The organism is Hymenobacter busanensis (assembly GCF_008727865.1).
Taxonomy (GTDB): domain Bacteria; phylum Bacteroidota; class Bacteroidia; order Cytophagales; family Hymenobacteraceae; genus Solirubrum; species Solirubrum busanense.
In genome coordinates this window covers 353,147-375,050 of sequence record NZ_VTWU01000005.1, presented here as the reverse complement: position 1 = coordinate 375,050, position 21,904 = coordinate 353,147, and the positions used below count along the sequence as shown (strand labels likewise).

Genomic DNA, 21,904 nt, shown 5'->3' with positions numbered 1-21,904 from the left:
ATGGCAGAAATTCAACAACAAGCCGATTCCGGCAAAGGCGGGAAGAAGCGGGCCAAGAAAATGTCGACCAAAATCGACATGACCCCGATGGTGGACTTGGCCTTCCTGCTCCTGACCTTTTTTATGCTGACGACCACGTTTGCCAAGCCAAGCGTGATGCAGATTTCGATGCCGGTAAAGCCCAAGGACAACGAAGAGCAGAATGAGCTGAAAGCTTCGGAAGCCTTTACCATTCTGCTGGGCGAGAACAACAAGGTTTTCTACTACGAAGGTCTTGTGGAAGCCAAGCCTGAGCTGAAGCTTTCCAACTACTCCGCTACCGGTATTCGTACCGTGCTGCAGGAGCGGATGGCCCGCCAGCCGAAGACGGTGGTGCTCATCAAAGCCGACGACAAAGCGAACTACAAAAACATGGTCGACATCCTCGACGAAATGACCATCACGGGGCAGAAAAAATACGCCTTGGTGGACATCTCGAAAGACGACGTAGACCTGATTAAATCTTCTGGCTTATGATGGACAATGCACAATTGGCCCGGGCCTCCTTCGAAGACATCGTTTTTGAGGGGCGCAACAAGGCTTACGGCGCTTATGTACTGCGCAAGCTGTACAGCAAGCACGTAACGCGGGCTTTCCTCATTTCCGCTCTCCTCTTCACCATCTTCATCGTGGGCCCGATTGTGGCCAAGCGCTTGATGCCGAAAGAGGAAGTGGCAGTGAAGCAAAAGATTGACGATGTGGTGCTGGAAGCGCCGCCTCTCAACCCCGATACGCCGCCACCGCCTCCCCCTCCCCCCTCGGCGCCGCCGCCCCCTCCGCCCAAGCTTTCCACTGTTAAGTTCACTCCGCCCGTCGTAAAGAAGGATGAGGAAGTGAAGAAGATCGAGGAAATTCCCGATCAGGAAGAACTGGAAGATAAGGTGGTAGCCACCAAAACGGTGGAAGGCAACACCAACCAGCAAATTGACCTCAGTGGCCTCGGCGACGAAGGCAACAAGGTGGTAGAAGAAGTAGTGGAGCAGAAGGTCTACACCTACGTAGAGCAGATGCCCACCCCTCCCGGCGGCATGGAAGGCTTGATGCAATACCTCGGTAAAAACATCAAATACCCCTCGCTGGCGCTTCGCAACCAGGTTGAAGGCAAAGTATTCGTCAACTTCGTGGTAGGCCCTAGCGGTCAAATCACCGATGTAAAAGTGACCAAAGGCATTGGTGCTGGTTGCGACGAAGAAGCAGTTCGCGTTATCAGCAAAATGCCCGCTTGGGCCCCTGGTAAGCAGAACGGCCGCGCAGTAAGTGTTTCGTACACCGTGCCGGTAACCTTCACCATCAAGTAGGTATTGTTCCGAGGCAACTCGGAATAAGCAGAAACCCCGAATCAGGCCTTGGCTTGGTTCGGGGTTTCTTTTTGCGAATATTTTTTCGCCTCGCATACGCTACACTTCAGCACCAGCGTTTTGCGGTTGATAGTCAGGCCTTGTTGACGGGGAGATGCAAGGGAAAGGCCGGCTGGAGAGTGACGTTTTGCAGTTTCACTTAACCTCATCCAGCTCATGCAAACCACCAACCTGCAGACGGCTTCGCTCGATGATATCGTGTTCGAAGGCCGCAACAAAGAATACGGCGCCTACCAGCTGCGCCAACTCTACGCCCGGCACTTGCAGCGTGCCCTATTCATTGCGCTTTCGCTCTGCCTGCTCCTGCTGGGCGGCTTGTTTGGCGTGCAGTACCTGAAGCCAGAAAAGATGGTGGTGGTACCGGAAATTCCGCTTGGCGACGGCGTGGTACTCACGCAGGTGGTACTGCCCGAAATCCACCAAACGGCGGCAACAGCTCCGGTAACTGTGCGGAGCGTGCGCGTGGAAGTGCCGACTCACGTTATTCGCGACGATAAAGCCACGACGAAAAACGTGGTGGAAGAACGCCCGACGGTGGTAGACGACAATGAACTGACGACAATAGGCCCAGCGACGCCAGGGGTTGCGAACGGCCCCGGTGGCCCCGGTACGGCCGTGGCTGGTCCTCCCACAGTGGTTGCACCACCCGCCAAGCCCGACATCTTTATTTCGGTGGAGGTAATGCCTGAATTCGTAGGCGGCCAACCGGCCATGATGGAGTACTTGCAGAAGCACCTGCACTACCCGCGCCAGGCGCTCAGCAACCAGATTGAAGGCAAGGTATTCGTATCCTTTACCGTGGACGCTACCGGCGCCATTACCGATGTGGAAGTGCTGAAGGGCTTGGGCTACGGCACCGACGAAGAGGCCGCACGCGTCATCGGCAGCATGCCCCGCTGGGAGCCGGGCCGGCAAAACAACCGGGCTGTAGCCGTGCGCTACACCCTACCGATTTCCTTTCACTTTGCTAAATAAGAGGGACATCCTCCAGCAGAAAACAGTCTGCGCCTTTTCAGCAGCCCGCCCGGAAACGCATTTCCGGGCGGGCTGCTCTTTTTTACTGGTTCGCATTTGGCCTATATAGCACTGGCACCCGTATTCAGCGAACAAACTGGCTACTTTTGCGCGTTAAGGAAGATCATTCACAGTCCAATGCCATGATTCCAACCAACACCGACGAGCGTATCCGGCACGATAAGACCCTGCGCATTCGGCTTTACTTCATGCTGATGATGGCGGTGGTGTACATCGGCCTGGGTTTGTTCCTGATACTTGTGCCCGAAGGAATTTTCCGGGCCCCCAAAGCTTACCGCATCGGGGCCGGCGCCCTGTTGGTGGTGTTTGGATTGGTTAGATTTGTCCGCATCATTCGCCAGAACAAACGCACCCGTCATGATTCGTACTAGTGGTAGCCGGCTATGGGCCGGGGTTGGTTTAACCTGTGCACTAGCACTTGGCAGTTGGGGCTTCATGGGGTGCGGCAACAACAACGGCGGCCAGGCACAATTCACCGACACGCCCACCAGCGGCACGGTGCCCATCGCCGTCGACGCCACCTTCGAGCCCATTCTGAAGTCGCACGTCGACACGTTCCAGAAGCTGTACACGTCGGCCCACGTAACGGCGAGCTACAAGCCCGAGCAGGAGGTCATGCGCGACTTGCTCGACGATAGTGTGCGCCTCGTGGTGGTGGGCCGGCCCCTGCTGCCCGACGAAAAAACTGTTTTTGACCAGCTCAAGATTGTGCCCCGCGTAACCCACGTGGCTACCGACGGGGTAGCCATCATTGTGCACCCGTCCAATCCGGACTCGTTGCTGACGATGGCCCAGCTGCGCGACATTTTTACGGGTGCCAAAACCAAGTGGAGCCAGCTGGGTGGGAAAAAGAGCCAGCCCGGCGACATCAACGTGGTATTTGACCAGAACCGCTCCAGCACCGCACACTACGTACAGGACAGTGTTGCGCGTGGCGCGGCGCTCATCAAACAGGCTTTTGCCAGCGAATCGAACCCCAAGCTCATCGAGTACGTAGCTTCGCATCCGAACGCAATTGGCGTGATTGGCGTTAACTGGATCAGCGACCAGGACGACGCCCAGGTCCAAAGCTTTCTGCGCCAAGTACGCGTAGTGGGGGTAAGCCGCTCGGCCACCCCTACCAAACCCGAGGATTACGTTCAACCGTTTCAAGCCTACTTGGCTACCAAAACCTACCCGTTGCAGCGGAAGGTATACATCATCAGCCGCGAGGCCCGCGCCGGACTTGGCACCGGGTTTGCATCCTTCGTAGCTGGCAACAAAGGGCAGCTGATTTTCCTGAAATCAGGCCTGATGCCCGCCACCGGGCAAGTGCGTTTGGTTCAGGCCAACGCCGAATAGCCCACCCGTTCTTTTGTCTCTCATTCACTCACTTTCCCTCACCACATGAACATTAAGCCCTGGAAGCTCACTTTCCTCGCTGCTTTTTCGCTTGCCGGCTCGGCTGCTTTTGCGCAGAATGTGCAGAGTGCTCAGAAAGCCATTCAACTGGAGCGCTACAGCGAAGCCAAACGCACGCTGCTGCCCCAAAGCTCGAATCCTGACGCTGCTTTTGAGCTAGGTCGCCTGTACCAAATGCAGGAAAAGCCCGACTCGGCTGCTTATTTCTTCAACCTGGCATCGAAAGACCCCAAGTCGCCCAAGTCGATGGTAGCGGCCGGCCGCGCTTTCCTGGCGCAAGGCAAGAAAGCCGAGGCTGAAATTCAGTTTGAAAACGCCGCCAAGGCGACCAAACGCAAGGACGCTCAGATTCTGGCGGCCATTGGCCAAGCTTACGCCGAAACCAAGACCAAGGACAACCAGAAAGGCATCGATTACATCAACGAGGCCCTGAAGGTGAACAAGAAGGATGATGCCGCTATGCTGGTAGCACTGGGCGACATCTACGAAAACCGCGACAACGGCGGCGGCGACGCCATGAACGCCTACGACCGCGCCCTGCGGGCTGACCCCAACTACGTGCCGGCTTACTACAAGAAAGGCCAGCTGAGCGTGCGCGCCCGCAACGGTAAGGATGCCCTGGAAAACTTCCAGAAGGTAACCAGCCTCGACCCGAACTTTGCGCCGGTGTACCGCGACATGGCTGAGATGTACTACTACGGCAACCAGTACGACCAGGCTGCCCAGACCATGAAGAAGTACACGGATATGTCGGAGAAGTCGCCCAACACCCAGGCGACGTACGCGGCCTTCCTGTACCTCAACAAGAAGTACCCCGAAGCCCTGACGCAGATTCAGGAGGTGTTGGCCAAAGACCCCAATAACCTGACCATGAACCGTCTGCTGGCTTATACCTACTTCGACATGAACCAGAACGATCTGGCGGTGACGGCCATGGACAAGTACATGAAGATGGCCCCGGCTGATAAGATCATCACCGAGGACTACGTGTACCAAGGCAAAATCCTGACGAAAGCCGGCCGCTCCGACGAAGGCATTGCCATCATCGAAAAGGCCATTAAAGCCGATCCGTCAAAGGCTTCGGACCTGCAGAACGACCTGGCCTCGGCTTACGTGCTGAAGAAGGACTACGCCAAAGCCATCAAGATCTACCGCGACAAACTGGCCAAAGAACCCGCGCTGGCCGACCAGGTACGCTTGGCTAACCTGTACAGCGTAAACAAGCAGTACACCCAAGCCGACAGCTTGCTGAACATCGTAGTAACAGCTCGTCCGACTTACGCGCCCGGTCACTTGCTGCGCGCGCAGGCCAATGCTAACCTCGATGCCGACATGAAGCAGGGTTTGGCTAAGCCGTACTACGAAAAGTACATTGAACTCTCGAAGGCTGAAGGCTCTGACCCCGCCAAGTTCCGTGGCGGTTTGATTGAAGCCAACAACTACTTGGGCTTCTACAACCTGCAGAAAGGCGACAAAGCAGCCGCTCAGACCTACTTCCAGCAGGTGCTGGCCTTGGACCCCACCAACGCCGATGCCACGCGTGCCATGAGCAGCACCACGGCCAAGGCAAAAGCGCCGGCTAAGGCTCCGGTAAAGAAGAAATAACCCGGTTTTACTACCGCCCAAATAGAAAAGCCCGCGGCCAATGGCCGCGGGCTTTTTGTTTATTGCATTCCAAGTAATTGGTTGCGGCGTTGCTATGCCTGCTGGGCGGCAAACGTTTCCCAGCGCTTCACAGCCGCCGAAAAATCCTCCGGCAGCGGCGTTTCAAACTGCAGGTTCTCGCCGGTGGTGGGGTGCACAAAGCCCAGCGACTTAGCATGCAACGCTTGGCGGGGTATGACTTCGAAGGTGCGCTCAACGAAAGCTTTGTAGGCGCCGGTGCGCTGCCCGAACAGGATACGGTCGCCGCCGTAGGCGGCATCGGCAAACAGCGGGTGGCCGAGGTGCTTCATGTGAGCCCGAATCTGGTGGGTGCGCCCAGTTTCAAGGTTGCACTGCACCAAGCTCACGTAGCCGAAGCTCTGCAGCACGCGGTAATGCGTTACGGCGTGCTTGCCCTCGGCGCTGCCTTCGGGAAAGACCGTCATCAGCTTCCGGTCCTTCGGGTGGCGCCCGATATTGCCGCGAATGGTGCCGGCGGCTTCTCTGGGTACGCCCCACACTAGCGCCAGGTACGTCCGCTCGATGGTGTGGTGGAAGAACTGCTGGGAGAGGTGCGTCATAGCCCACTCGCTTTTCCCGATAACCAGCAAGCCGGAGGTGTCCTTGTCGATGCGGTGAATAAGGCCTGGCCGGATTTCGCCGTTACGGCCCGTTGGCAGGTTTCGGATGTGCCAGGCCAGCCCATTCACCAGCGTGCCCGTCCAATTACCGTAGGCGGGATGTACGACCATGCCAGCGGGCTTGTTGACGAGTAGCAGCTGGTCGTCTTCGTAGGGAATGTCCAGCGCCATTTCCTCGGGCACTACTTTGCCTTCGCGTGGCGGCTCGGGCAAGGTCACCGTCACTACGTCGCCGGGCTTCACTTTGTAGCTCGATTTGGCGGCTTGGCCGTTCACCTGCACCGCCCCCACTTCAATGCCGGCCTGCACCTTGGTGCGCGACACGTTGGGCAAGCGGTTGAGCAGGAATTTGTCGAGCCGCATGGGCTCCTGCCGGCCGTCGGCCTGAATGCGGTGGTGCTCATACAGCTCGTCTTCGGCGCCGGTGTCGATGCCGTCGTCGGGCAGCAGGTCGGGGTCTAGGTCGTGCATGGCGTGTGGGGTAGCGGCGGAAAACAGAAAGCCGGAACCCCTAACAGGCTCCGGCTTTCGGAAACGAATAACGAAGAATTACTTCTTCTTGACTTTGGTTTTGCTGCTGGCCGGCGCTGCCGGAGTAGCGGCGGGCGTGCTGGCCGGCTTGGCCGTAGCAGCCGGGGCATTGTTTTGGCCCGGCGTCACGCCCATTTCCTTCAGCACAAGGTCGGAGATGTCGCCATCTTTCGGGCCGTGCAACAGAATGGGGGTAGTGCCGTAACCAGCGTCGGAGTTGAAGACGTAGGTGTAGCCGTTCTTCTCGGATACGGCGTCAATCGTCTTCTGTACTTTGTCTAGTACCGGCTTCAGCAGTTGCTGCTGCTTCTGCTGCACCGACTGTTCGGCGTTCTGCTGAAACTCCTGGATGGACTGCTGCAAGTTGGTCAGCTCTTTCTCTTTATCGGCACGGATGACATCGGTCATCGTGGCGGCGCCTTTCTGGTAGGCTTCGCCTTTCGTGCGGTATTCGGCTACTTTGGTGTCGAGCTGGTTCTTCAGCTGGGTGCTGTAGTCTTTCAGCTGCGATTCAATTTGCTTGCTTTCGGGCATCTGGCTCAACACGTAGTCTACGTTGGTGTAGCCAATTTTGAGGGGGCCTGCCGAAGCAGTAGCCGGCGCCGTAGTCTGGGCCAGGGTAGCGGGAGCAGCGGCGAGCGTGAGGGCTGCAACAGCCAGCGCGAGGCGAAACTTGCGGGTTAGAGTCATTGGGGTTGGAAAGCGTCTGGAAAGTTTACGAAGCAAATGTACTTATTCTGGCTTGGAGCCCTTGCGCACCGGCGGTTTGCGGGTGGCCGGCGCCTTGGAGGCCGGGGTTTGGTCGTCGAACACCGCGTCGTCGGCGGCCCCGCCGGGCGTAGCAGGCGTCGTTACGGTACGCACCGCGCCTTTCTGCGCCGGCTGGTTCCGGTCCTCAGATGCCAAACCTAATTCTTCCAGAACAAATTCCGTGTAATCGTGCGCCGGGTTGGTGTAGAGCATCGTCAGGTCGCCCGACTTATCGAACACGATGGCCAGCTGCTTTTTCTTGGCCACTTTCTCGATGGCCTCGAACACCTGATCCTGCACCGGCTTGGTGAGTTCCTGGCGCTTCTTGAACATCTGGCCTTCGTAGCCAAACACCTTGTTCTGGTAGGCCTTGATGTCCTGCTCTTTCTTCAGAATCTCGTCTTGGCGCTTCTTCTTCATGGCCTCGGTCAGCAGCACTTCTTCCGCTTGGTAGGTGCGGTAGAGCTTGTCAAGGTCCTTTTTCTGCGCTTCTACCTCCTTCTGCCAGTTTTGCGAGAGGGTATTCAGCTCGGCTTGGGCTTGCGCATAGCTGGGCATTTTCGACATCAGGAATTCCGAGTCGACGTACCCAAACTTCTGGGCTTGGCTGGCCATTGGCCACAACACGAGCCACAGCAGCGGCAACACATACAACAATCGTTTCATAGACGGAAAACGCTCGAGCTAGGCCGTTTGGTGCCCTAGCGAATTTGCTGACCGATGATGAAGTGGAACTGGCTCTTGTCTTGCTTGGCTCCGGCCACCGGCGCCACGTTGTCGAAGCCGTACCCAAAGTCGAAGCCCAACAGACCGAAGGCGGCCATGAACACGCGTGCTCCTACCCCAGCCGAGCGGTACAGCTTGTAGGGGTTGTAGTCGGAGTACTTGTCGAAGGCGTTGCCGGCTTCGGCAAAGCTGAGCACGTACACCGTGGCCGCCGGGTTCAGCGACACGGGGTAGCGCAGCTCCATCACGTACTTGTTGTAGGCAATACCGCCGCTTTCACCCTGGCGGGCCGTCGGAATGGCAAACTGCGCGTTCGGGTCTTCGTAGCCGCGCAGGCCCACGTACTCGGTGCCAATAACAAAGTTGGAAGCGCCACCGAAGCCCAGACCGGCACCACCCAGCTTGAAGCGTTCAAACGGACCGTAGGCCCGGCTGTGGTTGTAGCGGCCAATGAAGCCGAAGTGGGCCCGCGTGTTCAGCACCAGCTTGCCCACCAGCGGCGTAAACCACGAGGCGTCAAACATCCATTTGTGGAATTCCACCCACTCGTTTACGCCCGGGTGTGCCCCTTTGAAAATCGAGTACGGCGGCGTCAGGTTCACCGACAGCGACAGGGCCGAGCCCCGGCGGGTGAAAGTGGGGTTGTCGGTGCTGTTGCGCGCCAGCGTGGTATTGAAGGTGATGTTGTTAGCGTTGCCCGTGCTGAAGTTGGCGAAGTACGGGTAATCCTTCAGCTTGTACTGGCTGTACGACAATGAGTTGCTGAGCGTGAAGTAGTCATCGGGCCAGCGCAGGCGGCGGCCCAGGCTCACCGTGGCACTGTTCACCTTGATGTAACTGCCGTTCTTGATGTCGAGCACGCTACCGGTGGTGCTGGTACGCTGGATGCTCTTGTTCAGGCTCACCGAGAACGAGTTGGGCTTACGCCCGCCCAGCCACGGCTCCGTAAACGAGAACGAGTACGACTGGTACTGCAGACCGTTGGCCTGAATGTTCAGGCCCAGGCGCTGCCCGTCGCCGCCCGGTACGGGGCGCCAGTTGTGGAAGTCGCTGGCTTTGCGTAGCGAGAAGTTGTTGAATACCAAACCCACCGTGCCGATGAAGCCGGCATAACCGCCCCAGCCACCCGACAGCGTAATCTGATCCGAAGGCTTTTCAGACACCGTGTAGTTGATGTCTACCGTGCCGTCGGCGGGGTTAGGTACCGGGTTCAAGCCCACCTTCTCGGGGTCGAAGTAGCCCAGCGACGAAATTTCGCGTTGCGAACGAATCAACAGCTCACGGTTGAACTTGTCGCCCGGCAAGGTGCGCAGCTCGCGCCGAATTACGTGGTCCGAGGTTTTGGTGTTGCCGGCAATGTTGATGTCCTTGATGCGGGCCTGCACGCCTTCGCTCAGGCGCATCTCAATGTCAATCGAGTCGCCTTCTACCCGCGTTTCCACCGGGTCGATGGAGAAGAACAAGTAGCCATCGTTCATGTAGAGCGACGTCACGTCCTGCCCCGTGGGGTTGTAGTTCAGGCGCTTGTCCAGCGTTTCCTTGCTGTACACGCTTCCCTCCTTGATGCCCAGCACCGACGACAGCGTTTTGGAGTCGTAGAGGTAGTTGCCCGACCACGTGATGTTGCGGAAATAGTATTTGGGGCCTTCGTCGAGGTACACGCGCAGCACCAGCTTGTCGGCTTCGCGCACGGTGGCTTTGTGAATGCCGAATTTCCCGTTTTCGGTGCCAATCCAGCGGTAGCTGTACTCGTCCTGCACCGTTATCAGCGAGTCGCTGGTAATGATGGCGTCGCGGTAGCCCTGGGCATTGTAGAAATCGAGGATTTTCTCCTTGTCGGCTTCAAAATCGGCCCGCTGAAACTTGCCGGAGTTCAGAAATTTGTACGCTTTCTTCTCCTTCGTCTTCTTCATTTTGCCCTTCAACTTGCCATCCGAAATGGCCTCGTTGCCGACAAAGCTGATGTCGGAAATGCGCACTTTGTCGCCTTTCCGCACGTCCACCACTAGCTCTACGCTGTTGGGCAGCGACGAGTCCGGCTCTTGCGTGATGCCGACCTTCACGTTCATGAAGCCTTTGTCGGTGTAGAACTTGCGCACGGCCTGGCGCGTGTTGTTCAGCAACGCATCGGTCACCACCTTGCCGCGCACAATTTTCACCTTGTTGCGCAGCTCGTCCGCCTGGGTCTTGCTGATGTTGGTGAAATAGATTTTCGACAGGCGCGGCCGTTCTTTTACGTCAAACGTCAGGAACACGCGCTGCCCTTCGAAACGGTCGATGACCACGTTCACGTCGCCCAGAATGCCTTGGTCCCACAGCTTGCGGATGGCTCGGCCCAAGTCGTCGCCAGGAATGGAAATCTTGTCCCCCACCTTCAGGCCGGTCAGGCCAATCATGGTGTTGGGGTCGAGGTACCGGGTGCCCGTTACGTTGATGCCGCCGATTTCGTAGCGCGGGGGTTCTTGACTAGCGCCTTGTTGGCCCTGCGCACGAAGCGGTCCGGCGGCCAGCCACAACAGCAGCCACGCCAGCGCAGTGGCGCGCAGCCGATAAAAGGAAGAATGCATTCGAAGGAAAAAACTTACGAAACGGTCAGTTGCTCACTGGTTTTGCCGAAGCGACGCTCGCGGCTCTGGTAGGCCAAAATGGCCTCGTAAAAATGCTGGCGCCGAAAATCGGGCCACAGCAGCTCGGTGATGTAGAGTTCGGTATAAGCCAGCTGCCACAGCAGGAAGTTGCTGATGCGCTGCTCCCCGCTGGTGCGAATCAACAGCTCCGGATCGGGCATTCCGGCCGTGGCCAAAAAGCCCGCCACCGTATCTTCGGTCACGTCGTCGGGTTGCAAGTTGCCCTGCGCCACCTCCTGCGCCACTCGGCGGGCAGCTTGCGCCAAGTCCCAACGCCCGCTGTAGCTCAAAGCCAGCACCAACGTCATGCGCGTACCCGCGGCCGTCAACTCAATGGCTTCGGCCAACTCGCGCTGACACGCCTCGGGCAGTTGCGTCGTGTCGCCGATGGATTGGAGCCGCACGCTGTTTTTGAGCAGCGTGGGCGTTTCCTGCCGAATGGTGTGCACCAACAATTGCATCAGCGCCATCACCTCGTGCTTCGGCCGCCCCCAATTCTCCGTCGAAAACGCGTAGAGCGTCAGGAAAGATACTCCCAACTCAGCAGCGGCCTCTACCGTATCCCGAACCGCCGTAATGGCGCTTTGGTGCCCAAAAATGCGTAAGCCACCGCGTTTTTTAGCCCAGCGCCCATTGCCGTCCATAATAACGGCAACGTGGCGGGGCAAACGAGCAGAATCAATAGCCGGATGAGCGGACATGCGTAGCGTTTGCGTAAAGAGGCCGCAAGTTACGCAAATGGTTGCACACGCTTAGGAGCCGGAATCCTTAGCGCAACAGCTTAGGATTGGCCTTATACGATTCGGGGCACTGGATTTTATAGAATGTATACGAGACACTTAGCCCGCCCAAGTAGTACCAATCCTGGTCGTGGCTGTTGGCAAAGGCTGGGCTCTGCTCACTTACGTTATCAAGCATATCCGTGAAAGCTTTGCGCGCCCCGGCTTCTATACCCAGGTTCCAGCGCCGCGACAAGGCCAGCTTCATGCCGACGCCCGCAGGAAAGGCAAAGCCCACCATGGTATTGGCGGCAGTGAAACCGGGCTGCGGGCCAGTAGTACGGACTCTGGATAGAAAAGGCGCCACCCCCACGAAGACATAAGGCGTGAAATGCACCTTGTCTCGCCGGTTGCGGTAGTCGAGGAAGTTGTACTCCGCAATACCGGCTAGTTCTAGCAGGTTACCGCTCATGCTGGCTTGCCGTGCCGCTGCCAACGGCAGCACGTTGCCGTTTTCGCCAGTCACATTGGTATCGGCGGCCCGAAGCATGCCATAGGCTACGTTGGCCCGCAACGTAATGGGCACCGAAATATCTTTTCGGTAGAAGGCGAATACGGCCGGGCGGTTATTACTCAGCCGATACTCGGGCGACAATTCGCCTTTGTAGGCTAAGCCGCCAAGGCCAATGCCTACTTCACTCGTGTTCTGTGCTTGCGCATGAAGCGCAAAAAAAGCACTCCCCATTTGCGCGAGGCAAACAAGGAGTGCTTTTTGGAGAGTTGTATTTACCATCAGGTTTGGCTGCGTTGGCAGCAGCCAACGACTGATTAGCGGAATTTGGGGCTCTTAACGCGCGGAGCCAAGATGTAGTTTACCGACAGACCCGTAACGATGTACCAGTCGTCTTCATTACTCTTGCCACGCTGACCACCGGCTTGGTTGGCTTCGGAGTAAGTACCATCCAGACCTTTGGTGATGTCGTAACCGAAGTAGCGAGCCGCGCCAGCCGACAAATCCGCCGGGTTGTTCACGTAGTTCGTGCTTACGTCGTCGATGTAGTCGGTGAAAGTTTTACGCCAGCCGATTTCCAGGCCCAGGTCGAAGCTCTTGTTCAGTTTGTAGCGCACACCACCGCCGAAGGGGATGGAGAACTGCCACAAGCCGTACTGGTCGCCGGTGAGGCGCTGGCCTTCGGTGCCGAGCGGTTGCAGGGCAATGTAGTCACCCTGGATGTCGGTCGGACCGTCGTTGCCCACCAGACCTTTGGGGTTGTGGTGGAAGCCAGCAATACCGGCAAAGATATACGGAACGAAGTCCGGACGCTTCAGGTAGTTGTTGCGGTTTTCAATCAGGTCGAATACACCAACCAGCGAGCCTTCCACGATATCGTTGCGGAAGTTCATGTTGCGGTTGAAGCGGTATTTAGCGTCCGGATCGGTGTCGTCGGCAGCTTTGGCATCGTCGCCGGTAATACGACCGTAGGCCAGACCAGCGCGTACCGAAATGCGCGGGGCAAAGCGGTGGGTGAAGCTAAAGCCGATGTTCGGACGCGTAGCGGCGAAACGGAAGCTGGCAATGCTGGGTTTGGGTGTGATGTCCCCAAAGTAGTTCATGGCGTTTAAGCTCACGCCTACGGAGTTGTACTGCTTCCGCTTGCTGAACTGCTGCGCACTCGCCTGGCTGCTTACCAGCACCAGTGCCAGCACCAGAGACAAGGTGAGAGTCAAAAATTTCTTCATATGGGGGCAAGGTTAAAATATCAAAGTCGAGGCGACGGGAAACGCGTGGACGCGGTTACAGTCGGAAGCAAAAGTAGTAGCTTAAGCCAATTATAAAAACAATTCATAGAAAAAATCCGATGCTTCATCCGTTGAATGCTACTGGATTGCGGCGGTCGAGGCCCCAATTGAGCTTACTACGCAAGGTGCTCAGGAAATTAACATGATTGAGTTTTATCAGGCAAGCATCAAAGGTTTCGCGCCGCACCGCTATTTGCACGCTGTTTTCCACGGGCATCGATCTGGAATCGAGGGACAACAGGCAGTTGTTGCTGCGGCCTTCTATTTCAAACGAGATGACGCTGTGGTCAGGCACAATAAGCGGACGGACGTTCAGGTTGTGCGGACATACGGGGGCAATAACGAAATTGTTGGTTTGCGGCAGCATTACCGGCCCCCCGCAGCTCAACGAATACCCCGTTGAACCAGTTGGAGTTGAGACTATTAAGCCATCGGCCCAGTAAGAGTTTAAATATTCGCCGTCGATGTAGGTATGCACCACAATCATCGACGACGTGTCGCGCTTGAGAATCGAGAATTCGTTCAGGCCGAAGTTGAGGCTGCCGAAAACCTCGGGGTCGGTATCTACGTGAATCAGGCTGCGGCGGTCGAGCACGAAGTGCCCGCGGAAAAGCGCGTCGACGGCTTGGGCGATGCGCTCGAGGGTAATAGTGGCCAAGAAGCCCAACCGCCCGGTATTGATGCCAAGAATAGGTATCTGCTGCTTGCCCACGTACGTGACAGTGTCAAGCAAGGTACCGTCGCCCCCGATGCTGAGCACGAACTGCGTGCCCTTGAGCGACTCGCCGTGCTGAAAGGTCGTCACTCCTTCGGGCAGACGCAGGCCGTCGAGGTGTTGGCGAAAAGGCTCGGCTATGCTGATTTCGGCGCCTCGGGCCGCCAGATCATCGAAGAGAGCCTGCAGGAATGGCGTTACGGCTGGCTCAAAAGGCTTGCCCAGAATAGCAATGCGCATAGGAAGAGAAAGCAGCCAAGAAGGCCCAGAAAATCAGATGGGAAACTCGCTTCGGAAAAAAAACCCGCCGAAGCCGTGCCTCGTGTGGGTGTACTCCAAGGTAAGCACGCGGTCGTAGTAGGTGACCAAGTGCAACCCGATTCCGGCACTTGCTAACAAGCGGTTGGGGAATTGGTTGGTGGATGGTACCGTTCGTTCAGCCACGTACCCGGCGTCGGTAAAAGTATTCAAATACACTTGCAGGGGCACCGAGCCAATACGCGGATCGGTAAAAAGCGGCAGCCGCAGCCGTCCTAAATCGAACAACTGGTACGAAAGCCCCTGGCGTATAAGGCCGTAGTGACGGCCGTCGATGACGTAGGCGTCGTAGCCACGCACCAAAGCCTGGTTGAAGCCCAGGGCATGACTATCGGCATAGGCGAGGCGGCGGGCGAAACGCAGGCGCGCTTCCAGGCCGATATTGTAGTAAAAGCGGCGGCCCACATCGGCGTAGCGGGCATACCGGCCGAGGGCGGTGGTTACCGGCGGCGTGCCATCGAAGAAGACGCGTTGGGTGAGGGCAAACTGCGCAAACCGGCCGGTAAGCGGATAGGAGAAGGTGTTGCGCTGGTTTACCGTTCGCGTGAGCACCACATCGAGGTAGCGGCGCTGGGTGCCGGAGAGAAAATACGTGGGGTTGCGACGGAAAACGGAGTCGCTGACTTGTTCGTGGTAATAGAAGGCCTCCAACGTGGTGAGGCGCTGCACGGTGCGGCGCCAGCGGAGCCCGGCGGTGGCGTACCACCGTTCGATGGGAAAGCCGTGGTCGTCGCGGAAGGCTACCAGACTATCGCGCCGAGTGGTGTAGTCGAGGGTGTGGCTGCGGAAGTAGGACGCACCGGCCGAAATACCTACGCGGTGCCGCCCGAGGCGAGGCGTGAGGTAGAACAACTCGTACTTGCGGTTGAAGCCCAGCTGCAGGTTGCCGCGGATTTCTTCGTTGCGCCCCCGGAAATTGTAGCGCACCAAGTGCACGCCGTAGTCAACGCGGCGCCACCGGTCGGGACGGTTGGCCCAGGCTCGGAAGTTGCGGTCGGCAATGGACAGGATGGGAACTGGGAATGTGTACCAACGCTCCTGCAGGGCAAACAGCACGATTAGTTGCCCGTCGCGACACGTCACCTGAACCTGCACTCGCGTAAAAAGGCGCAGGTTGAAAAGGCGGAGCCGGTTTTGCTCAAGCCTTTTTGCTAATGTACTTACGGTCAGTGAGTCGCCCTCGCGAAAGTCCAGCTCGGCCCGCAGAATCCGTTCCTTGGTAACGTCGTTGCCCACAAACAGCACCTGGCTAACGTGCACCGCGGTATAGCCGGGGCATTGCGCCAGCACCAAGCTATCTAACGTGGCGGGCCGCAGCGAATCGGGGATGGAAGCCGGGCGGGGCGGCTGCGGCGGCAACCGAACAGCCACCGGCGGAACGACGTGCAACCAGCCTGACAGCGCAACGAGGAAAAGAGCAAGCACCCAGCTACAAACTCAGGTAGCGCATCAACGCATCGAGGCGCTCCTGATCGGACTCGGTGATTTCGCCGCCGCCGCTGAACTGGGCCGTAATGAGGTACCCAAACCGTTCCAACGTAGCCACAATACGGCCCATGTTGCCGGTATTGAGCTTGAGGGTGAGGCGAATGCGCTGCGGGTCCAGCTCGTCCTGCGCCACGTGGGCACTCATCACTTTGGCGTTGTTTTCCTCGACGTAGCGGCTGATCTGGCTGAGCGAATAGTCGCGCTCTTCCATCGACAGCACCAGAATACCGTTGTCGCCGGCGGCGCCGGGCAGCTGGCCGAAAGCAGCTAAGGTGTCGCCCACCGTTACCACACCGATGTAGTCGCGGTCTTCGCCGAGCACGGGCACCAGCTGCACCTTGTTGCGAATGGCCATTTCCATCACGGTATAAAAGTGCTGGTCGTGGCGCACGTGCACGTCGGCAAACCCAAAGGGCACGCTCGAAAGCAACTGGTCGGGGTCGGCGGCTACGTCGATGAGGTCGGCTTCGGTGACCATGCCACGGTACTTGCGGTTTTGCACCACCGGCAGCTGGTCGACGTGGAATTCCTCCAGCCAGCGCGCGGCTTTGCCCGCCGAGTCGGACACTTTCAGCGGAGGAATCATTTGGTTGAGCAAGTCTTCGGCGAGCATCGAATGCATGGCGGCTCGGGAAAAGCGGTGGAAAGGAGCCCCTGTATAAGCAGCAAAGGCCCGGCAAGGTTCGGCAGCCGTACCCATAGCAGCGGCTACGGCGGCAGATGAAGCTACGAGCCAGCGCGCACTTTTGCTACGCTGCGCCGGAAGCCTACAGAGAATCTACGGAGAAGAGGCTCAGGCGCTGGCCGTTGGTTGCAAGTCTTCCTGCGCCAGAAACGCTTTTAATAAGCGGTTGAACGCCTGCGGGCGTTCCATCATGGGCGCATGGCCGCAATGGTCGAGAAAATGCAGCTGAGCGCGGGGCAGCAGCCGGTTGAACTCGTGGGCTACCACCGGGGGCGTGATGGTGTCGTTGAGTCCCCATATCAGCAGCGTGGGCACCTCAATGCGGCCCAGGTCTTTGGCCAGATTATGCCGCTGAGCCGAGCGCGCAATGGTGATGATGCGCAGGCATTTGGAGTTAGAATTGGTAATGCCGAATACCTCGTCGACCAGCTCTTTGGTGGCTACTTTGGGGTCGTAGAACGTGTAGGCCACGCGCTCCTGCACGTAGGCGTAGTCGCCGCGGCGCGGGAACGAGCCGCCCATGGAATCTTCGAACAAGCCGCTGCTACCGGTGAGAACCAGCCGCTTCACTTTGGCGGGGTTGCGCAGCGTGTATACCAGCGCCAAATGACCACCGAGCGAGTTGCCGAGCACCGTGGCGGGCGCGGTCAGGCCGATGGCTTTGACGAAATCCTGCACAAAGTCGACCAGACCCGAAATGCCCGCCCGGGTGAGGGGCATGTCGTAGAGCGGCAACATGGGAATGATGACGCGGTAGCCGTGGCCAAACTCGTCGATGACGCCGTGCCAGTTGCTGAGCGCGCCGAACAGGCCGTGCAGCAGCAACAGCACTTCCCCGCTTCCCTCGTCTACGTACTGAAACCCGCCTTGCTGCTTAATCTGCAATTCCATCGTCAACAATAAGCCCGTGGGTAGCGGCCGAAGTGGCAGCCCTATCCTTGCAATTATACGCAATACGGACCCAATTGCGCAGCAGTTCGAGGCCGTGGGCCGTGAGCAAGGCTTCGGGGTGAAACTGCACGCCGTAGAGCGGCAGGGTGCGGTGGCGCAGGGCCATGAGTTCGGGCGCGGGCGCAACCGTTTGGGCCAGAGGCTGCAACTCGGCCGGCAAGCCCCGTAGCACCAACGAATGGTAGCGGGTAACGGGAAAAAGCGCCGGCAAGCCTGCAAACAGCGGTTCGTTGGGCTGCAGCAGACCGATGTCGGATACTTTGCCGTGCATGGGCCGTGCCCCGCGGGTTAGTTCGGCCCCGAAAAACTCGCCCAGTGCCTGGTGGCCGAGACACACGCCCAGCACGGGCAGCCGCTGGTACACCTGCGCCAGCAACGTCATCATGACGCCGGCGCGGCGCGGCGTGCCCGGCCCCGGCGACAGTACCACGCCGTCGACATCGAGGGCCAACAATTCTGCTAAGGGCGCGTCGTTGCGGCGCACCAGCACCTCTACTTCCAACTGCTGGAAATAATCGAGCAGATTGAAGGTAAAAGAGTCGAAGTTGTCGAGCAGCAGCAGGCGCATGGGGTGACAATGGTCGAATTGCGGAAGGGCTAGCCGGTGGCGGTTCAACGTTTGATGCACCGCCACCGGCTAGCCCTTCAACAGGGCAGCCATTTAGAAAACGTTCCGCAGGGTACTCAGCAGCTCTTTGGCGAAGGGCAACACCACGCCCACTACGTTCAGCGCGACGGGCGTAGCTTGTTGCACAATCGGCAGCAGCATGGAATCGTGGGTGAGCTGCTGACCAATGGGCAAACCACCCAAACCGGTGAAATACAGCAGCAGGCTCAAGCCCAGCACCCACTTCACCACGCCCACGGCCCCGCCCAGAATATGGTCGAGCACGCCCAGCGGCGTGAGGTGAATGGCGCTGCGCACCATGCCGCCCACCAGATGCACGCCCCAGGTGAGCAGTGCAAACACGAGCACAAACGAGACGAGCGGCAACATGCCAAAGGCCTCGCCCACGTAGTGCCGCACCAACGGAATGGCCGCACCCAGCAGTTTCAGCCCGCCAATGAGGCCCAGCACAAACGCCACCAACGACACGATTTCCATGACGATGCCGCGCCGAAAGCCTTTCACAGCGCCCACGGCCAGCGGCATCAGCAGCAGCAAATCGAAACCGGACATGTTTTTTAGTGCTTGGTGGTCAGTGCTTGGTGCTTAGTGCTTGGTGCAGGACGCAACGAGAACGAACCAGGCACTAAGTCCCAAGCACCAAGCACTAAAAGTTCGTGTTGTTGAGCAGGCGGTTGACTTCCTGCGAAATGGCTTTGCCGTCGGCCTGGCCCGACAGTTCGCGGGCCGCGACGCCCATCACCTTGCCTAGGTCGGATGGGCCGGCAGCGCCCACGCGGCGGATGATTTCGATGAGCTTTTCGGTCAAATCGGCTTCGGAAAGCTGGGCCGGCAGGTACTCTTCGATGATGGCGAGTTCGGCCAGCTCCACTTCTTCGAGGTCGGAGCGGAACTGCTGCTGGTAGGTTTCGGCGGCTTCGCGGCGCTGCTTGGCGGCTTTATTGAGCAGCTTCAGCTCCGTGTCGGCGGTGATGGTGCCGTGGGCACCTTCGGCTGTTTCGGCCAGCAGGATTTGCGACTTAATGCTGCGCAGGGCCGTGAGGCGCACTTTGTCTTTGGCCAGCATGGCCTTCTTGATATCGGCGTCGATGCGTTCTTTCAGCGTCATAGGGCAAGAAAAAAGAAGTGCAAGATTAGGCCTTTTAAGCCATACCTGGCGAATCGGTGGCGGGCAAGGAGGCGCGTCAAGCCCACCGATGGGCTGCGGACGGGTACGTATCTTTGACCGGCTGCCGCCCGGTGAAGCGCCGGCCGCTTTCCGCTTCTTGCGGCACCAGGGTCCACTCAGCGTAAACCTGCCCAGCATGACCAAGCTTAGCGTAAACATAAACAAAATTGCCACCCTGCGGAACGCCCGCGGCCACAACCGCCCCGACGTGCTCCAGGCCGCCAGCGACTGTGAACGGTTCGGCGCCCAGGGCATTACGGTGCACCCGCGCCCCGACGAGCGGCACATCCGCTACCAAGATGTGCGCGACCTAAAACCCATCGTGACCACCGAGCTGAACATCGAAGGCAACCCCACGCCCGATTTCCTCGACCTGGTGCGCGAAGTGCGCCCCGAGCAAGTAACGCTGGTGCCCGACGCCCCCGACGCCATTACCTCCAACGCCGGCTGGGACACGGTGCGTCACCAGCAATACTTACAGGGCATCGTGCGGGAGCTGAAGGACTTGGGCTGCCGCGTGAGCATCTTCCTCGACCCCGACCTGGAGATGGTACGGGCCGCCGCTACCACCGGCACCGACCGCATTGAGCTGTACACCGAGGCCTACGCCAGCGGCTACCACGCCGACCGCGAAGCCGCCATAGCTCCCTACCGCGCGGCCGCCGAGCTGGCGCAGCAGCTGGGTTTGGGCCTGAACGCCGGCCACGACCTCGACCTCGACAACCTGGCCTACCTTCAGCAGCAGTTGCCGGGTCTGGCCGAAGTTAGCATCGGTCACGCCCTCATCTGCGACGCGCTCTACCTCGGCCTGGAAAACACCATCCAGCTTTACCGCCGTCAACTGGCATAATGGGAAATGCCGAGCAAAGGACGAGGCGTTATCGGGACGTCTTCGTCCTTCCCTCTTCGTTTCTCGTTCTTCATTAAACGCCATGCCCCGCCTTCCCCTCGACGAGTTCCTGACCGGCCCTACCCACGCGCCTATTTTCGACGCCCGGGCGCCGCTGGAATACACCCAGGGGCATATTCCGGGCGCGGTGAGCTTCCCCATTTTTTCCGACGAGGAGCGGGCCCGCATCGGCACTACCTATAAACAAGTCAGCCAGGACAAGGCCGTGCTGCTGGGCCTCGATTTCTTCGGGCCGAAGATGAGCCAGATGGTGAAGCAGGCCCAGAAACTCGCGCCGCAGAAGGAAGTGCGGCTGCATTGCTGGCGCGGCGGCATGCGCTCGGGCGCCATGCAATGGCTGCTGGAGCTGGCCGGCTTCAAGGTGCATTTGCTCGACAAGGGTTACAAAGACTACCGCCGCTGGGCGCTGGGCGCCTTTGCCGAGCCGCGGCCCCTGCTGGTGCTCGGTGGCCTCACCGGCTCGGGCAAAACCGACGTACTGCAGGAACTGGCCCGCCGCGGCGAACCGGTGGTCGACCTCGAAGGGCTGGCCCACCACAAAGGCTCGTCGTTTGGGGCCATCGGCCTGCCGCCGCAGCCCACCCCCGAGCAGTTTGAGAACGAGCTAGCCTGGCAGCTGCGTCACCTGCCCAGCGAAACGCCGGCGTGGCTGGAAGACGAAAGCCGCATGATTGGCGCCATTCCACTTCCCGGTGCGCTTTTCGAGCAGATGAGCGTGGCACCGCTGGTGCTGCTGGAAGTACCGCGCGCTGCCCGCACCCGCAAGCTGGCCGACGAATACGGCAGCCAAGACCCGCAACTGCTGCGCGAGGCCATTGGTCGTATTCAAAAGCGCCTGGGGGGGTTGGCTACCAAGGAGGCGCTGGCGGCTATTGACGCGGGCGACATGGAAAAGATGGTAGCTCTTGCGCTTGACTACTATGATAAAACGTACACGCACGGGCTCGAAAATCGCCGCAGCGCCAGCATCGTGCGGGTAACCTCTGATACCTGCGACGCGGCCGTAAATGCCGAGTTGGTGCTGCGGGCTACTCACGAACAGCGCCTCGGTCGGGTGCAGATTCACCCAAAACGCTAGGTGCTTGTGGCGCCATTTCCCACATTGCGCGTGGCTCGGCCCACCAACGACCTAGCCGCCCTCCTGCCCTTCTACCGCGACGGGCTGGGCTTTGCCGTCATTGGGCAGTTTGAGAACCACGCCGGCTTCGATGGCCTGATGCTAGGCCACCCGCGGGCCCCATACCACCTGGAGTTTACCTGCCAAGCCGGCCACGATGCTGGCCGGGCGCCCTCGAACGAGCACCTGCTGGTGTTCTATTTCCCCGATGCGGCCGAGTGGCGCGCCGCCGTGCAACGGATGCAGGATTGCGGTTTTTCGCCTGTAGCGGCCCACAACCCTTATTGGGACCAGCACGGCCGCACCTTTGAGGACCCCGACGGCTACCGCGTGGTGCTACAGCAAGCTTCCTGGAACGTGTAGCTGCGTTGCTTCTACACTCGCGTCGTTACCTCTTTCCTACCACCACGTCACAAACTCGCGCTGGAGGTGCTCCGCCTGCTTTGGTAGCTCAACTATGCTATAAGAGCCCGGCCGCAGCTGCTATTTGCTGCTACGCGCTAGAAAAGACACTACTAAAATAATTTTCGGCAAGGCTCCGCATTTAGCAATATATTTTGCACTTTTATCACATAAACTATCAGCCCAGCAAGCACAAGGTTTCCAGTTGGGCAGTTGCTGAAAGTTGCCAGAGCGGGGTGCAGGCGGGTTAA

At 58.8% G+C, this 21,904-nt stretch carries 23 protein-coding genes; 9 read left to right on the top strand and 14 right to left on the bottom strand.

The window, feature by feature from the left end; all coding sequences use genetic code 11:
- The 6 genes from F0P96_RS15030 (at position 1) to F0P96_RS15005 (ending at position 5,438) form a co-directional block, all read left to right on the top strand.
- Entirely contained in the window at positions 1-516 is a 516-nt protein-coding gene (locus tag F0P96_RS15030; RefSeq protein WP_151079727.1) for an ExbD/TolR family protein, read from the top strand.
- Positions 513-1,337: an energy transducer TonB gene (locus F0P96_RS15025; RefSeq protein ID WP_235917485.1), complete on the top strand. Its 825-nt coding sequence runs from the start codon at positions 513-515 to the stop codon at positions 1,335-1,337. Before F0P96_RS15030 ends, F0P96_RS15025 begins: the two co-directional genes overlap by 4 nt.
- A 216-nt stretch (positions 1,338-1,553) precedes the next feature.
- Positions 1,554-2,372, top strand: a complete 819-nt coding sequence (locus tag F0P96_RS15020; RefSeq protein WP_151079726.1) for an energy transducer TonB — start codon at positions 1,554-1,556, stop codon at positions 2,370-2,372.
- 182 nt (positions 2,373-2,554) lie between these two features.
- Entirely contained in the window at positions 2,555-2,803 is a 249-nt protein-coding gene (locus F0P96_RS15015) for a hypothetical protein (RefSeq protein WP_151079725.1), read from the top strand.
- Positions 2,804-2,867: 64 nt separating this feature from the next.
- Positions 2,868-3,773: a PstS family phosphate ABC transporter substrate-binding protein gene (locus tag F0P96_RS15010; RefSeq protein ID WP_235917484.1), complete on the top strand. Its 906-nt coding sequence runs from the start codon at positions 2,868-2,870 to the stop codon at positions 3,771-3,773.
- A gap of 45 nt (positions 3,774-3,818) precedes the next feature.
- Positions 3,819-5,438, top strand: a complete 1,620-nt coding sequence (locus F0P96_RS15005) for a tetratricopeptide repeat protein (protein WP_151079723.1) — start codon at positions 3,819-3,821, stop codon at positions 5,436-5,438.
- Positions 5,439-5,530: 92 nt separating this feature from the next.
- On the opposite strand, the gene F0P96_RS15000 is transcribed toward F0P96_RS15005, so the two are convergent.
- The 14 genes from F0P96_RS15000 to F0P96_RS14935 all read right to left on the bottom strand — a co-directional run bounded on the left by F0P96_RS15000 (position 5,531) and on the right by F0P96_RS14935 (position 19,164).
- Positions 5,531-6,589, bottom strand: coding sequence for an RluA family pseudouridine synthase (locus F0P96_RS15000; protein ID WP_151079722.1), 1,059 nt, complete (start codon positions 6,587-6,589; stop codon positions 5,531-5,533).
- A gap of 78 nt (positions 6,590-6,667) precedes the next feature.
- The gene (locus tag F0P96_RS14995; RefSeq protein ID WP_151079721.1) at positions 6,668-7,339 is read right to left on the bottom strand and encodes an OmpH/Skp family outer membrane protein; all 672 of its coding nucleotides are present in this window, start codon (positions 7,337-7,339) and stop codon (positions 6,668-6,670) included.
- Positions 7,340-7,381: 42 nt separating this feature from the next.
- Positions 7,382-8,065, bottom strand: a complete 684-nt coding sequence (locus tag F0P96_RS14990) for an OmpH/Skp family outer membrane protein (RefSeq protein WP_151079720.1) — start codon at positions 8,063-8,065, stop codon at positions 7,382-7,384.
- Positions 8,066-8,100: 35 nt separating this feature from the next.
- Complete coding sequence (gene bamA, locus F0P96_RS14985; RefSeq protein WP_151079719.1) at positions 8,101-10,692, bottom strand: outer membrane protein assembly factor BamA; 2,592 nt, start codon at positions 10,690-10,692, stop codon at positions 8,101-8,103.
- A gap of 14 nt (positions 10,693-10,706) precedes the next feature.
- Positions 10,707-11,453 carry an isoprenyl transferase gene (locus tag F0P96_RS14980; protein ID WP_151079718.1) on the bottom strand — a complete coding sequence of 249 codons (747 nt, stop codon included), beginning with the start codon at positions 11,451-11,453 and terminating at the stop codon, positions 10,707-10,709.
- Between the two features lie 67 nt (positions 11,454-11,520).
- Positions 11,521-12,216: a type IX secretion system protein PorG gene (gene porG, locus F0P96_RS14975; protein ID WP_160620335.1), complete on the bottom strand. Its 696-nt coding sequence runs from the start codon at positions 12,214-12,216 to the stop codon at positions 11,521-11,523.
- Positions 12,217-12,299: 83 nt separating this feature from the next.
- Positions 12,300-13,211: a DUF6089 family protein gene (locus F0P96_RS14970; protein WP_151079716.1), complete on the bottom strand. Its 912-nt coding sequence runs from the start codon at positions 13,209-13,211 to the stop codon at positions 12,300-12,302.
- Positions 13,212-13,335: 124 nt separating this feature from the next.
- Positions 13,336-14,226: an NAD kinase gene (locus F0P96_RS14965; protein WP_151079715.1), complete on the bottom strand. Its 891-nt coding sequence runs from the start codon at positions 14,224-14,226 to the stop codon at positions 13,336-13,338.
- 33 nt (positions 14,227-14,259) lie between these two features.
- On the bottom strand, positions 14,260-15,675 hold the full coding sequence (locus F0P96_RS14960; RefSeq protein WP_160620333.1) for a POTRA domain-containing protein: 1,416 nt from the start codon (positions 15,673-15,675) through the stop codon (positions 14,260-14,262).
- A gap of 58 nt (positions 15,676-15,733) precedes the next feature.
- Positions 15,734-16,414, bottom strand: coding sequence for a CBS domain-containing protein (locus F0P96_RS14955; protein ID WP_151079713.1), 681 nt, complete (start codon positions 16,412-16,414; stop codon positions 15,734-15,736).
- Between the two features lie 171 nt (positions 16,415-16,585).
- Positions 16,586-17,368, bottom strand: a complete 783-nt coding sequence (locus tag F0P96_RS14950) for an alpha/beta fold hydrolase (protein WP_151079712.1) — start codon at positions 17,366-17,368, stop codon at positions 16,586-16,588.
- A complete protein-coding gene (locus tag F0P96_RS14945; RefSeq protein WP_151079711.1) occupies positions 17,352-17,996 on the bottom strand; it encodes an anthranilate synthase component II in 645 nt (214 codons plus the stop codon). Before F0P96_RS14945 ends, F0P96_RS14950 begins: the two co-directional genes overlap by 17 nt.
- A 93-nt stretch (positions 17,997-18,089) precedes the next feature.
- The gene (locus F0P96_RS14940) at positions 18,090-18,608 is read right to left on the bottom strand and encodes a CvpA family protein (protein WP_151079710.1); all 519 of its coding nucleotides are present in this window, start codon (positions 18,606-18,608) and stop codon (positions 18,090-18,092) included.
- A 94-nt stretch (positions 18,609-18,702) separates the two neighbouring features.
- Entirely contained in the window at positions 18,703-19,164 is a 462-nt protein-coding gene (locus tag F0P96_RS14935; protein ID WP_151079709.1) for a GatB/YqeY domain-containing protein, read from the bottom strand.
- A gap of 196 nt (positions 19,165-19,360) precedes the next feature.
- On the opposite strand from F0P96_RS14935, the gene F0P96_RS14930 reads away from it, so the two are divergent.
- The 3 genes from F0P96_RS14930 (at position 19,361) to F0P96_RS14920 (ending at position 21,614) form a co-directional block, all read left to right on the top strand.
- Positions 19,361-20,074: a pyridoxine 5'-phosphate synthase gene (locus tag F0P96_RS14930; RefSeq protein WP_151079708.1), complete on the top strand. Its 714-nt coding sequence runs from the start codon at positions 19,361-19,363 to the stop codon at positions 20,072-20,074.
- Between the two features lie 82 nt (positions 20,075-20,156).
- A complete protein-coding gene (mnmH, locus tag F0P96_RS14925) occupies positions 20,157-21,212 on the top strand; it encodes a tRNA 2-selenouridine(34) synthase MnmH (protein WP_151079707.1) in 1,056 nt (351 codons plus the stop codon).
- Between the two features lie 30 nt (positions 21,213-21,242).
- Positions 21,243-21,614: a VOC family protein gene (locus F0P96_RS14920; protein WP_201743852.1), complete on the top strand. Its 372-nt coding sequence runs from the start codon at positions 21,243-21,245 to the stop codon at positions 21,612-21,614.
- Positions 21,615-21,904: the final 290 nt, after the last annotated feature.